This window comes from Chryseobacterium sp. BLS98 (assembly GCF_001045445.1).
Classification (GTDB): Bacteria; Bacteroidota; Bacteroidia; order Flavobacteriales; family Weeksellaceae; genus Chryseobacterium.
In genome coordinates this window covers 386,939-399,324 of sequence record NZ_LFNF01000003.1, presented here as the reverse complement: position 1 = coordinate 399,324, position 12,386 = coordinate 386,939, and the positions used below count along the sequence as shown (strand labels likewise).

The window sequence follows — 12,386 nt, the reverse complement described above, 5'->3', positions numbered from 1 at the left end:
TGCCATGACAAATTTTTCACATCTTAATAAAAAAGACCAGCCGGGTATGGTGAATGTGGGTGGTAAAAAAATTACCCACCGGAAAGCCACTGCCAAGGCTATTGTGATACTTCCTGAACATATTCTGGAAGCGCTTCAAAAAGATGACTTTAAAACTAAAAAAGGCTCTGTTTTCCAAACCGCTATCATTGCAGGAATAATGGCTGCGAAAAAAACAGGTGACCTGATTCCGCTCTGCCATCCTATTGGTATGGATAACTGTGAAATAGATATTGAAATCAATGCTCAAAATGAAATTGAAATCTATTGTACTACCGAAATCGAAGCTAAAACAGGCATCGAAATGGAAGCATTGACAGGCGCATCTGTTGCCGCCCTTACCATTTATGATATGTGCAAAGCCATGAGTCATGACATCGTAATCAAAGAAATACAACTCATCGAAAAAACAGGAGGAAAAAATGATTTCAAAAGAGACTGATATTCCCAAACTCAACGGATTGGTATTGGCTGGAGGAAAAAGCCAGCGAATGGGAAATCCCAAAGATAAAATCGACTGGCATGGCAAAGAGCAGCAGTATTTTGCAGCTGATCTTTTAGCTCGGTTTTGTGATGAGGTTTTTATTTCCTGCAGACAGGATCAGCTAGAAAATTTTGATCCAAATTACAAAGCCCTTACCGATACGTTTCTGAATATGGGCCCTTTCGGCGGCATACTTTCAGCATTGCGTTCCCAGAGAGATAAGGCATGGCTGGTCGTTGCCTGCGATTTACCTTTATTGGATGAAAAATCGTTAGAATTTTTAATTGAAAACAGAAATATAGAAAAAGCAGCAACTACCTACGAAAGCCCTTTTGATGGCTTACCGGAACCATTGATTACTATCTGGGAGCCCAAAAGCTATCCGTTGCTTCTCAAATTTTTAGGATCAGGAATTACCTGCCCGAGGAAAGTTCTCATCAACAGTGATACCTTAATCCTGAAACCAGGCAACCCGGATTGTTTAATGAATGTGAATACGCCTGAAGATATGGCAAAAGCACAGGAAATTTTAAGAAAACAGATGTAATCGAAAACAGAAACAGATGAGTAACCCGTTTGAACGTTATCATTGCCAGATGGCTTTACCCGGATTTGGGGCTTCTTCTCAGGAACTTCTTAAACATGCGAAGGTTCTGATCGTGGGCATGGGAGGGCTTGGCTGTCCTTCGGCACAATATCTTGCTTCTTCAGGCATAGGAACAATTGGTCTTGCTGATGATGACACTGTCTCTGAAAGCAACCTGCACCGGCAGATTTTATATGCTCCGGAAGATATCGGAAAATCAAAAGTTGAAATTGCAGCAACAAAATTACAGCAACAAAATCCATCGGTGAAAATCATTCCGTTTAATTTCCGGGTAACCTCTGAAAATGTCATGGATTCAATTTCTGAATTTGATTTGATTATTGAAGGGACTGATAATTTCGAAACAAAATGCCTGCTGAACGATGCTTGTGTATTAATGGGAAAACCTGTAGTCTATGGTGCTATTTACCAATACGAAGGCCAGGTAAGCATCTGGAATGTTCTCCAGAAAGATGGCACCTACTCTCCCAATTACCGTGATGTTTTTCCGAATGCGGAAGAATCACAGGTGCCGAACTGCAGAGAAGGCGGCGTAATACCTACACTGGCAGGAATTGTCGGATGCATGCAGGCTAATGAAGCCATAAAATATTTTACAAACCCAGAAAATTTATTGGCAGGAAAACTCTGGATGATGAATGTTCTGAACGGCAAAACACAGATCATTAAATTAAGAAAAACTTCTGTGCAGATTACAGGTTTAGCTCAGACCGTTGAGATCATTACATTTGAGCAACTCATGGAGAAGAAAGATCATTTTGAAATCATAGATGTCCGCACACCACAGGAACATGAACAGTTTAATATCGGAGGAATCAATTTTCCTGTAGAAGAATTACAGAACCATTCAGATTATATTTCGAATTGTTCAAAATCTATTGTAGTGTATTGTCTTTCCGGGAAACGCAGCACAGAAGCGGTAAGAAAAATCAAGAACATTTATCCTGAGAAGGAAGTATATTCTTTAAAAGACGGCATTCAAAAATACAAGCATACAGGACAGTAATTTCCAAATTCATCATCATTCAGAAGTAACAATCACTTTTGCTTTTAAACATTAATCAATAATATTCTGAGTCTTTTTCTGAGAAACAGCAATATGTTCTCCCACCATCTCATGAATGGTTTCATCAATCATCACACACATGCTGTTAAGGGCTAAATCATTCGCATCAGTTCCAAACGGTTCCTCAATTTCATCAGCTATTGCTTCAAATGCAACAAATGTATACGCTACAAAGACTACAATAAGTGGCATAAACCATCCGAGCGAATCTACCAGCCCGAAAGGTAACAAAAAACAATAAATATATACTGTCCGGTGAAGTAAAACCCTGTAACTGTAAGGGATGGGAGTTGAAATGATTCTTTCACATCCCCCAAGAATGTCAGACAACTTATCAAAATTTTCATCAAAACGGGCCTGCTGAATAGAATCCAGAGAACCTTCACCTTTTAACTGCTGAACCCATTCTGCAAGCAGGCGCATAATCACAGCCGGTTTATATTTTGATTCCGCCACAATTTTCAGCTGATCTTCATCAAGTCTGGATTTTAAATCTTCATAAGCATCCGTTCCTCTAAGCTGATGTTTCAACGCAAACACAAAGGCACTAAGCAGCTGTATAAAATTATGAACTGAAGCCTGATCATCTTTTATATTTTTCAGAGTGATTGCCTGGCGGGTCAGTGCTCTGGAGGTATTCAGCAGAGCACCCCATAGTTTTCGCCCTTCCCAGAATCTATCGTAGCTGGCATTGTTTCTGAACCCAAGGAATAAAGCCAGAACAAAACCGAACAAAGTAAGTGGTGCCGGATTTAAAGGAACTTTAAACGAGAGAATTATTCCGTGAAAATAGCTCACCAGTAAAGAAAGGATTAAAAGCAATCCCAAACGGGGAAGCAGTGCCGGCAAAACAGAGCCATGCCATACAAAAAGCATTCTGAACCAGTGTTCCTTTTTTCTTATGATCATTATTGAATGATAATTTGTTTAAGTATTATATATTTTATGGTTGTTCGAGGCTTGTTCCGGCTGCGGCAATTACATGATCGTCAATCTTTTTAAAAATATCAGGATCGTGTTTGCGGATTTTAATGCGGACATATTTGGAAGCCGGCATATTGGCACCATTCACAACGTTGTTGATGGATACCAGCACATTGGTTTCCGGGAAATAAGTCATGGTACTTTTTTGCGGAATAGGATATTTCACGACAATAAAAAGCGGTGCTATCCTTTCGATTCCATCATCATAATTGAAAAGATCTACGTGCTCGCCTTCTTTGAGGCCTGCCTTTTCAATATCTTTTTCATTCATCATAACCACCCTCCTTTCATTAAAAATCCCACGATAACGGTCATTCAAACCATAAACAACCGTGTTAAACTGATCGTGTGTTCTGGTGGTTCCCATCAGATATTCGTCATCTGCAAGCGAATTATCCGGTACAGCAGTTATATTGAAAGCGGCTTTTCCGGGATTAAATTCACTGTTGAAATTCCCGTCTCTTGGTCCGTTCGGAAGATAAAAACCGCCTTTCTGAACTACCCTTTTATTGTAGTTTTCAAATCCGGGAATGCATTGTTCAATATCGTTACGAACAGCATCATAACTGTTGATAAATTTGTCCCAATCCACTACGGAACGCTCACCCAGAACCGCTTTTGCCATTCTGCAGGCAACGTGTGTTTCATTGATCAGGTGTTTTGAAATAGGATCGAGAACTCCTCTTGACCATTCCACAACCCCCATTGAATTTTCTGTACTTACGTGTTGAAGTTCGCCGTTAATTATATCTTTTTCACTTCTGGAAATGACCGGTAAGATCAAGGCTTCTTTTCCATGGATAAGATGATTCCTGTTTAATTTTACAGAAACAATCGCAGACATTTCCAGCTTGCGCATCGCTTCAGCTGTAAAAGTTGTATCCGGCGCGGCAGAAAGGAAATTACCTCCCATGCAGAACATGAATTTTACTTTGCCTTCATGCATTGCTTTAAGCGCATTTACAACATCATATCCTCCTTTTCTGGGTACTTCAAAACCATAATATTCCTGTAGCCTATCCAATTGTTCTGTTGTAGGATGATGGTTAATAAGCAATGTTCTGTTCCCCTGCACATTACTGTGGCCACGAACAGGACAGGCTCCTCCACCCTGGATGCCTATGCTTCCTTTCATCAGCAGGAGATTCACAATATTGTAAATCATTTCCACCCCGTTGTGCTGCTGCGTGATTCCCATTCCCCAACAAATGATAATCCGTTTTCTGGAGGCAATCATTTGGGCTGCTTCTCTTAGCTTCTCAACGGAAATGCCGCATTCTTCTGATAAGTAATTAAGGTCATACCGTTTTAATTCTTCAACCAGTTCATTGAAGCCGGCAGTTTTATTCGTAATAAAATCCTGGTCAAGAACTTTTCCCGGGTTTTGGGCTTCTTCTTCCAGCACGAGAATTTGCAGTGCTTTTAAAAGCGCCATATCCCCATTGATCTTAACAGGAAGATACAGTTCTGACAGTTCATAGGGTTTATTAAGCAGGGCACGGACTTCCTGAGGATTCCTGAAACCTTTTAACCCGGCTTCAGGAAGCGGATTGACAGCCATAATTTTTGCCCCGTTTTTCTTTCCCTTAGTTAATGCGGAAAGCATTCTCGGAGAATTGGTTCCGGGGTTCTGTCCTATGATGATGATAAGGTCTGTATCATAGAAATCTTCCAGCTTTACGGTTCCTTTCCCGATGCCTATGCTTCTGGAAAGTGCATAACCAGAAGTCTCGTGGCACATATTGGAACAGTCCGGAAAATTATTGGTTCCGAATTCACGAGCAAATAACTGATAAACCCAGGTTGCTTCATTACTTGTTCTTCCTGATGTATAGAATATAGCTTCATCAGGTGAATCCAGGGCGTTTAGTTTTTCTGCAATTTTCTTAAAGGCATCATCCCAGCTTATCGGCTGATAATGTGTTCCTTCCTTTGGCAAATACATAGGTTCTGCGATTCTTCCTAACTGGCTGATTTCAAAATCTGTCAGCTTTGCTAAATCATACACTGAATTTTCTCTGAAAAACTCTGCTCCGATCTTTTTTGAGGTAGCTTCTTCTGCCAGGGCTTTTGCACCATTTTCGCAATATTCACCAAGTCTGGAACGTTCGTCATCCGGATCAGGCCAGGCGCAGCTGGGGCAATCGAAACCGTCAAACTGGTTCATGCTGAAAAGTGCCCTTCCGCCACGAAGAACAGAAGCATTAAGCACTAACTGGTCCAATGAATGAATTACTGCAGGAACACCGGCCGCCCAGGATTTCGGTGGTTTCAGCTTAAGATCCAGCAGTTTATAAGGCGGTTCCGCAGAAGGTAATCTGCTGTCCTCTTCTTTTTTATCGAATACATCTTTATCTTCCATGATTTCTACCTTTAAAAAATGAAAAAATTAGCATTTCAGGTTCGGATTGGGATAATTATCGCTTTGATCTTCCAAAGTATTATCGATACAGACAAAGTCTTTTTCTATTAAGAGTTTAATTTTTCCGGTCTGCCCTTCAAAACCTACCCTGTCTGTGGTAATCCATTCGGCTATCATTGCTGCAGGCATCTTCATAACCATTCTGTTCTCGATGAAAGCGGCTGAAAGTTCTGCATCTTCGGTTCTTTCAATAGCATAAATAAACGGACGGTCTACAAATTCCGTGAAGCTTGAAATAACACCATTTTCCCCTAATTTTGCCACTTCGGACTGGGTAAGACGGAATCTTATGGAGTTGTCTTTAATTCTTATTTTCATAATAGATTTTCAATGTTAAAATAGCTGCCGGAATGGTAAATATTAAACCGGTTGTCCCGGAGAAAGCCTAGTAAAGTAATATCAAATTCTTTAGCCAGATCTATTGCCAGACTAGATGGAGCTCCTATTGCTGCAACAATCGTAATTCCCGCCATTGCAGCTTTCTGAATAAGCTCAAAACTGGCTCTTCCGCTTAAAACCAAAATTTTATCGTCGAGAGGAAGCAAACCTGCTGATAACGCATAACCTATGAGTTTGTCCAGTGCGTTATGCCTTCCTACATCTTCACGCAGTGCCAAAAGGTTGCCTTCCAGATCAAAGATACCGGAAGCATGGATTCCACCTGTAGCACTGAAATTATTCTGGAATGACTGCAGTTTTTCGGACAACTGATACAGGGTTTCCAGGGATACTTCCGTGTTCCTTTTTGTGTGGTTACGGAAAGCACTTACTGTTCTTATAGATTCTATAGATCCTTTTCCACATACACCGCAGCTGGAAGTGGTATAAAAATTCCTATCAGCCTTCATTAGCTCAGGAACAAAATCTTCTGTAAGCTCAACAATGACAACATTTTCGCTGTTTCTGGAACATTCTGCCTGCGGAGAATATATGCTTTTAATCTGTTCACGGCCGGAGATAATTCCTTCTGTGAATAAAAATCCTGCAGCAAGTTCCGCATCATTTCCGGGAGTCCGCATAGTCACAGAAATATTTTTGGATTCTTTTTTATCTTTAGCACCATAAGCAACCCTGATCTCCAGAGGTTCTTCCACAGAGATATCATCTGTATAAGGAAAACCGCTGTTTTCCCTGACTTTGATGATTTCTATCTGCTTTACAGATTGATTTGACAACAGATTTGCTTTCATAATGTAATGACTGGCCTAGTAAAGGTACAAAATTTAATTCCTAAAATTATGGATGTGCCGAGACCCATTCTTCACCATCTTTAAAAATTTCTTTTTTCCAGATGGGAACCGTTTTTTTTATATTTTCAATTATAAAGCTGCATGCATCGAAGACTGCATTTCTATGCCCGTCACTCACTATGATGATCACAGCGGCATCACCGGGAAATAAGACTCCTGTGCGGTGATGAACGACAATATTCTTCACTGAAAATAAGGAAATAGCTTTATCTGTTATTTTCTGTATTTCCTTCACAGCCATGGATTCATAGCATTCATATTCCAAACGGGTAACAGATTTACCTTTGGTGTGATTCCGTACTGTTCCTACAAACGATGCCATTCCTCCGCATGCAGGATCGGAAGCAAGGGCAAAGCAATCCGTAAGATCCAGTATTTGTTCTGTTATTTTTACATCAACCATATTTGTTATCCGCCGCTTACTGGAGGGATTATTGCTATTTCGTTAGAGACTGTTATGATCTGATCATCCTCTGCATATTCATCGTCAACGGCAATAAAATAGGATTTTAATCTTTTCAATTCCGGAAAGTCTTTTTCCAGAAGTTCCTTGAGTGCTTTGACGCTTGCCTCTTCATGTATTTCTATTTCTTTTTCTGAAATCCCGAAAATATCTTTTGTTATTCCGAATGCTAATATTTTAAGTATCATTTTTAAATGTAGCTTATTACCAATATTTTATTAAAATGTTTATTCCGGCTACCAGAACCAGAACAGCTGTCATTCTTTTGATGACCAAAGGATTCCATTTCAGGGACATCCTGGAACCGATCTGCCCGCCAATGAATACGGCAAAACACAAACTCATTATTCTGAAATAATCCATATCTGCAGACAGCTTGGATAACTGACCGAAAATCCCTGATAATGAATTTACCAATATGAAAACACTTGACGCCGCTGCAATTTTCCGTGGGGTATCCCATTTCATGAGGTTTAACAAAGGAGAAAGAAAAATTCCTCCGCCAATGCCCACCAATCCTGATAAAAAACCAATTCCCCCTCCTAAAAACCCGTTTTTGAAAAGAGAAGTTTCTGTATATTCCAGAGAATTTTCATCATTTTTTGTTTCTGTCTTGATCCACAGCAACAGTGCAGCAATGATTAAAGTACACCCTAATATCAGAAAAAAAGTTTCCTGGCTTATCTTTAAAACAGCTCCCAGGTATGCCATAGGCACGCTTACAATCGTAAGCGGCAGTATTTTCTTCCAGTCAATCTGCTTGTTTCTGATGTAGATCAATACTCCTCCTATTACCACAATAACGTTACAGATAAGTGCTGTTAACCGGATTTCCTGATAAGGAAGACTGTACATTGCCAGAACTGCCAGATAACTGGATCCTCCACCAAATCCCACAGAAGAATAAATGAAAGCGATGATTAAAAAAAATAAAAAAATTTCCCAATGCCCCATATATTTTGCAGAATTAATTTTCTTACAATAATACTCATTTTTAGAGCGTCAAACGAAGGTATCATAAAAAGTTTCTACCGCAATTTGTGAGAAAAATATTCTGAATTGTTTATTTTACAAAACCAATCCCGATATCCCAGCAGCATTTATTAAATTTGATTCATTAAAACGATATATCCATTTCAATGAATACTACTTTTTCTACTGATTATAACGCACAGAATGTTACAGATTATCCGAATAATAACACCTATTTTTTAGTTTGGAATTTTAAAGTCAATGTTGATTCCGATAAAATAAAATCGGTTTTCCAAAGAGTTTGCGCTTTGGTCATTAATCTGAATAATTCGGCACTTGACCGTTTTCCTGACTCCAAAGCAAGCTGCGTAATGGGGATCGGCTACGAAGCGTGGCAACAACTTGAGTTACCTCAACCGCTGCCTAAAGAATTTAAAAAATTCCAGGAAATAAAAGGCAGCAAACATACGGCAATAAGTACAAGAGGAGATCTGCATTTTCACATCCGGGCCGATGAGAAGAGCTTTGCTTATGATATGGCCTCTGTAATTTCCGGATATATGAAGGAAATTGCAGATTGTATCGTTGAGGTTCAGGGATTCCGTTATTGGGACAGCCGGTCTATTTTAGGTTTTGTTGACGGCACTGAAAACCCTCATGGCAAAGACCGTGATCATTTTGCCATCGTAGATGGTTCTGATCCGCACTATGAAGGAGGAAGCTATCTTTTTGTACAGAAATATATCCACAACCTTGATGCATGGAAATCGCTTTCTGTAGAAGAACAGGAAAAAGTAATCGGCAGATCCAAAGACCAGGATATTGAAATGGATGATGATGTAAAACCCAAAAACTCACACATCGCATTAGCTAATGTTGGTGATGATTTTAAGGTTGTGCGCGACAATATGCCTTTCGGAAACGTAACAACCAATGAAATGGGAACTTATTTTATCTGCTATGCGAGTACATTCAGCACAGTTGAAAAAATGCTGACCAATATGTTCATCGGCAACCCGCCCGGAAACTATGACAGGATTCTTGATTTCAGTACTGCACAGACAGGAACCTTGTTTTTTGTTCCAAGCTTAGACGCGCTTGATGAATTTTCAGGATAATCTCCATAAATGATAGCATTCCAATTTAAAAAAGATGGATTAATCAATAAAAACACTTATAAAATCAAACTAAGATAAAATGTTAATTTATTTGCTGTTATAAATTAATTCATAATAGTAGTGAATAATTCAAAACAGTTATAATATTCGTCATAACACCCCTATACAAAGCAGTTAACATAATAAAATTTTTCTCATTTGATTGATTTATATTCTTAAATTAGCTATTCAATTTTATAAATTTATTACAATCATGAAAAAAATCTTATTTATTGCTGCGCTTGGTGTAGCAGGTTTTGCAAGTGCAAAAGGAAACGTAGAGAAAGTAAATTCTAAAGCTAAAGAAGTTACTGTTGCTAAAAGTACTAAAAAGGCTAAGAAAAAAAACCAAATGCAATGTGGAACTTTTCAGGCAAGTTGTACATCTGCTTATACCTGTCAGGACTGGACTGCTGGTCAATGGATAGAGTGGGCAGAAAAAATTCAAGATAATTATTGCCAACTATAATTTCAGACCATAACTTAATCAATTCTTCAAGCTCACCAGGAAAGAAGTCCTGATTAACATTAATCAAAAAAATCGTTCAAACTTTATTTGAACGATTTGTTAGTTTTATAAAAAAATGAATTTTACAAGAAAACAAACTTTAACAATTTTATTTTTATTCTTCTTTTCTTTTTGTTTCTCACAAACAGCTACTAGTGATTCATTAAAAGGAGAATTTACTTATTTACTTCAATACAGACCTAATACTCTAAATCGAGATAACGTTTATAAAGAACTTTTTACAATGCAAATAAGTGATAAACGCGCTTTTTTTATTAGTGAAAACAGATTAAAATTTGATTCTCTTTTTATGGAACAGTACAATAAGAATAGGAGTAATTTCAATATTGACATGAGAGGGATGCCATCATCAAAATTTAAGTTTTTAATTATCCAAACAAATGACAATTCAGAATTTTACGAGTCAGTAGGAACTGCTCTTCTATTTTACAACACCCCTGTAATTAGTGACTGGAAGCTGATTAATGAAACAAAAGTAATTAATTCTTTTAATTGTAAAAAAGCAGAAGTTAATTACAAAGGAAGAAATTGGACCGCTTGGTACTCAACGGAAATTCCTTTTCCTTATGGACCATACAAATTTAGTGGTCTACCAGGCTTAATTGTGAAAATAACAGATAAAACAGGCGATTATGATTTTGAACTTGTAAAATCGGTATCAAGTGCTAAATTGAAGGGAAAAATAATAACCGTAAATAAAAGGCATTATCAAAATGCTAAGTTAGTTACAAAAAAAGAATTAGTCCAAGCAACAACGAATTACAGAGATAATATTAAATATGAATTAGAAAAAATGGGTACTGTATTTTCAGAGGGGCAAAACAGACAAAAAACAAATGAAGCAGAAAAAAAAGGATACAATCCAATTGAATTAGAGTAAAACCAGCAAAAAGGTAACAGTTAATTAAAGAGACATTATTTAATATTGTCTCTTTTTTTATATCATAAATCCGCAGTTATAAATTCCAGCCAGAAACTCTATTTAACTAACGATTACAATAATTATCATTTTATCCAGATTTAAGACCCAATTCTATTTACCTATTAGAAATTATGAATAAAAAAGGCTTTTTTGGTCTTATTATTGAATAATATGAAGGGTCACCCAACACCAATTGATATGAAAAAGCACATTGTAATTGTCGGAGGAGGTTTTGCAGGTATTAATCTGATCAAAACTTTAAAAAACGACAAAAGGTTTCGCATTACATTGGTAGATAAAAACAACTATCATTTTTTCCCGCCTCTTATTTATCAGGTGGCCACTTCTTTTATCCAGGCTTCCAATATCAGCTATCCGTTCAGGCGGTTGTTTTCCAACTATAAAAATGTAAATTTTCATATGGGAAGCCTTCTCAGGGTGAATCCGGAAAGCAAAACGATTGAAACGGATACAGGAAGCTTAAATTATGACTATCTGGTGGTCGCTTTAGGAACAGAATCCAATTTCTTCGGGATGGAAAATGTGCAAAGGTGTTCATTACCCATGAAAAACATTGAAGAAGCCCTTTATCTTAGAAATCATATGCTGCTGAATCTTGAAGAGGCGGCCCGAAATAAAGATGTATCCCAGGCGGAAAAATTACAGAATATTGTGATTGCCGGAGGTGGTCCCACCGGGGTAGAACTTGCCGGAATGCTTGCCGAAATGGGGAATTATATAGCCAAAAAGGAATATCCGGAAATCAAGCTAAGCTTTTCCAATCTGTATTTAATTGATGCTATGCCTACATTGCTGGGACCTATGAGTGAAACGGCCCAGAAAACAGCTTATGAAACTTTAAAGAATTTAGGCGTTAAAATTATCCTGAATGTTTCTGTAAAAGATTATGTGGACAGTAAAGTAATCCTGTCGGACGGAAGTTCTATAGAAACGGAAACGCTGATCTGGACGTCAGGGGTCATTGGCAGGGAGGTTCCCGGTCTTCCGGAGGAGAGCATCGGAAAAGGCAGACGTATTTTAACAGATGCTTATAATAAAGCGGAAGGAACAAAAAATATATATGCCGTAGGAGATATATGTCTGCAGGTTACGGATAAAAACTTCCCAAAGGGACATCCGCAACTGGCACAGGTCGCGATTCAGCAGGCAAAAAACCTGGCGGAAAATTTCAAACGGATAGAAGACGAAAAAGTTCTGGTTCCGTTCAGTTACAATGATAAAGGAAGCATGGCTATTATTTCCAAGTACAATGCGGTAGTGGATCTTCCTAATTTTTCTTTTAAAGGCTTTACAGCATGGCTTACCTGGCTGTTCATCCACATCATTCCTCTGGTGGGGTTCAGAAGTAAGATAAGGCTGGCATTAGACTGGTTCAGATTGTTTATTACCAACAACCCTTCCATACGGCTTATTCTTTATCCGAAACGGAATACCAGCAAGGAATAATTTTGTGAGTTAATCCTCTCCTAT

Annotated in this window: 14 protein-coding genes; 7 read left to right on the top strand and 7 right to left on the bottom strand. The window is 38.3% G+C overall.

The window, feature by feature from the left end; all coding sequences use genetic code 11:
• Window positions 1-4 precede the first annotated feature (4 nt).
• The 3 genes from moaC to ACM40_RS12985 are packed head-to-tail and all read left to right on the top strand — an operon-like array spanning window position 5 to window position 2,136.
• Entirely contained in the window at window positions 5-481 is a 477-nt protein-coding gene (moaC, locus tag ACM40_RS12995) for a cyclic pyranopterin monophosphate synthase MoaC (RefSeq protein ID WP_048503214.1), read from the top strand.
• Window positions 462-1,070: an NTP transferase domain-containing protein gene (locus tag ACM40_RS12990; RefSeq protein ID WP_048503213.1), complete on the top strand. Its 609-nt coding sequence runs from the start codon at window positions 462-464 to the stop codon at window positions 1,068-1,070. Before moaC ends, ACM40_RS12990 begins: the two co-directional genes overlap by 20 nt.
• A gap of 16 nt (window positions 1,071-1,086) precedes the next feature.
• Window positions 1,087-2,136 (top strand): HesA/MoeB/ThiF family protein, encoded by a 1,050-nt coding sequence (locus tag ACM40_RS12985; protein WP_048503212.1) that lies wholly within the window; start codon window positions 1,087-1,089, stop codon window positions 2,134-2,136.
• 51 nt (window positions 2,137-2,187) lie between these two features.
• On the opposite strand, the gene ACM40_RS12980 is transcribed toward ACM40_RS12985, so the two are convergent.
• The 7 genes from ACM40_RS12980 to ACM40_RS12950 are packed head-to-tail and all read right to left on the bottom strand — an operon-like array spanning window position 2,188 to window position 8,269.
• Window positions 2,188-3,105, bottom strand: coding sequence for a bestrophin family protein (locus ACM40_RS12980; RefSeq protein ID WP_048503211.1), 918 nt, complete (start codon window positions 3,103-3,105; stop codon window positions 2,188-2,190).
• 34 nt (window positions 3,106-3,139) lie between these two features.
• Entirely contained in the window at window positions 3,140-5,542 is a 2,403-nt protein-coding gene (locus tag ACM40_RS12975; protein ID WP_048503210.1) for an FdhF/YdeP family oxidoreductase, read from the bottom strand.
• 27 nt (window positions 5,543-5,569) lie between these two features.
• Complete coding sequence (locus tag ACM40_RS12970; RefSeq protein WP_048503209.1) at window positions 5,570-5,920, bottom strand: DUF7009 family protein; 351 nt, start codon at window positions 5,918-5,920, stop codon at window positions 5,570-5,572.
• Window positions 5,917-6,792: a formate dehydrogenase accessory sulfurtransferase FdhD gene (gene fdhD / locus ACM40_RS12965; RefSeq protein ID WP_048503208.1), complete on the bottom strand. Its 876-nt coding sequence runs from the start codon at window positions 6,790-6,792 to the stop codon at window positions 5,917-5,919. The genes ACM40_RS12970 and fdhD overlap by 4 nt, the downstream gene beginning before the upstream one ends.
• 46 nt (window positions 6,793-6,838) lie before the next feature.
• Window positions 6,839-7,255 (bottom strand): molybdenum cofactor biosynthesis protein MoaE, encoded by a 417-nt coding sequence (locus ACM40_RS12960; protein WP_048503207.1) that lies wholly within the window; start codon window positions 7,253-7,255, stop codon window positions 6,839-6,841.
• Between the two features lie 5 nt (window positions 7,256-7,260).
• Window positions 7,261-7,503 (bottom strand): MoaD/ThiS family protein, encoded by a 243-nt coding sequence (locus ACM40_RS12955; protein WP_048503206.1) that lies wholly within the window; start codon window positions 7,501-7,503, stop codon window positions 7,261-7,263.
• Window positions 7,504-7,519: 16 nt separating this feature from the next.
• On the bottom strand, window positions 7,520-8,269 hold the full coding sequence (locus tag ACM40_RS12950; protein ID WP_048503205.1) for a sulfite exporter TauE/SafE family protein: 750 nt from the start codon (window positions 8,267-8,269) through the stop codon (window positions 7,520-7,522).
• 185 nt (window positions 8,270-8,454) lie between these two features.
• Here ACM40_RS12950 and ACM40_RS12945 point away from each other — a divergent pair, with 185 nt between their 5' ends.
• From ACM40_RS12945 to ACM40_RS12930, 4 genes are all read left to right on the top strand, one after another.
• Window positions 8,455-9,405, top strand: a complete 951-nt coding sequence (locus tag ACM40_RS12945; RefSeq protein WP_048503204.1) for a Dyp-type peroxidase — start codon at window positions 8,455-8,457, stop codon at window positions 9,403-9,405.
• Between the two features lie 253 nt (window positions 9,406-9,658).
• A complete protein-coding gene (locus tag ACM40_RS12940; RefSeq protein WP_048503203.1) occupies window positions 9,659-9,913 on the top strand; it encodes a hypothetical protein in 255 nt (84 codons plus the stop codon).
• A 115-nt stretch (window positions 9,914-10,028) separates the two neighbouring features.
• Window positions 10,029-10,853 carry a GLPGLI family protein gene (locus ACM40_RS12935; protein WP_048503202.1) on the top strand — a complete coding sequence of 275 codons (825 nt, stop codon included), beginning with the start codon at window positions 10,029-10,031 and terminating at the stop codon, window positions 10,851-10,853.
• 240 nt (window positions 10,854-11,093) lie between these two features.
• Window positions 11,094-12,362: an NAD(P)/FAD-dependent oxidoreductase gene (locus tag ACM40_RS12930; protein ID WP_048503746.1), complete on the top strand. Its 1,269-nt coding sequence runs from the start codon at window positions 11,094-11,096 to the stop codon at window positions 12,360-12,362.
• Window positions 12,363-12,386: the final 24 nt, after the last annotated feature.

Coding starts and splice junctions, on each gene's coding strand:
- moaC (WP_048503214.1), top strand. CDS start 5: ATGACAAATTTTTCACATCTTAATAAAAAAGACCAGCCGGGTATGGTG.
- ACM40_RS12990 (WP_048503213.1), top strand. CDS start 462: ATGATTTCAAAAGAGACTGATATTCCCAAACTCAACGGATTGGTATTG.
- ACM40_RS12985 (WP_048503212.1), top strand. CDS start 1,087: ATGAGTAACCCGTTTGAACGTTATCATTGCCAGATGGCTTTACCCGGA.
- ACM40_RS12980 (WP_048503211.1), bottom strand. CDS start 3,105: ATGATCATAAGAAAAAAGGAACACTGGTTCAGAATGCTTTTTGTATGG.
- ACM40_RS12975 (WP_048503210.1), bottom strand. CDS start 5,542: ATGGAAGATAAAGATGTATTCGATAAAAAAGAAGAGGACAGCAGATTA.
- ACM40_RS12970 (WP_048503209.1), bottom strand. CDS start 5,920: ATGAAAATAAGAATTAAAGACAACTCCATAAGATTCCGTCTTACCCAG.
- fdhD (WP_048503208.1), bottom strand. CDS start 6,792: ATGAAAGCAAATCTGTTGTCAAATCAATCTGTAAAGCAGATAGAAATC.
- ACM40_RS12960 (WP_048503207.1), bottom strand. CDS start 7,255: ATGGTTGATGTAAAAATAACAGAACAAATACTGGATCTTACGGATTGC.
- ACM40_RS12955 (WP_048503206.1), bottom strand. CDS start 7,503: ATGATACTTAAAATATTAGCATTCGGAATAACAAAAGATATTTTCGGG.
- ACM40_RS12950 (WP_048503205.1), bottom strand. CDS start 8,269: ATGGGGCATTGGGAAATTTTTTTATTTTTTTTAATCATCGCTTTCATT.
- ACM40_RS12945 (WP_048503204.1), top strand. CDS start 8,455: ATGAATACTACTTTTTCTACTGATTATAACGCACAGAATGTTACAGAT.
- ACM40_RS12940 (WP_048503203.1), top strand. CDS start 9,659: ATGAAAAAAATCTTATTTATTGCTGCGCTTGGTGTAGCAGGTTTTGCA.
- ACM40_RS12935 (WP_048503202.1), top strand. CDS start 10,029: ATGAATTTTACAAGAAAACAAACTTTAACAATTTTATTTTTATTCTTC.
- ACM40_RS12930 (WP_048503746.1), top strand. CDS start 11,094: ATGAAAAAGCACATTGTAATTGTCGGAGGAGGTTTTGCAGGTATTAAT.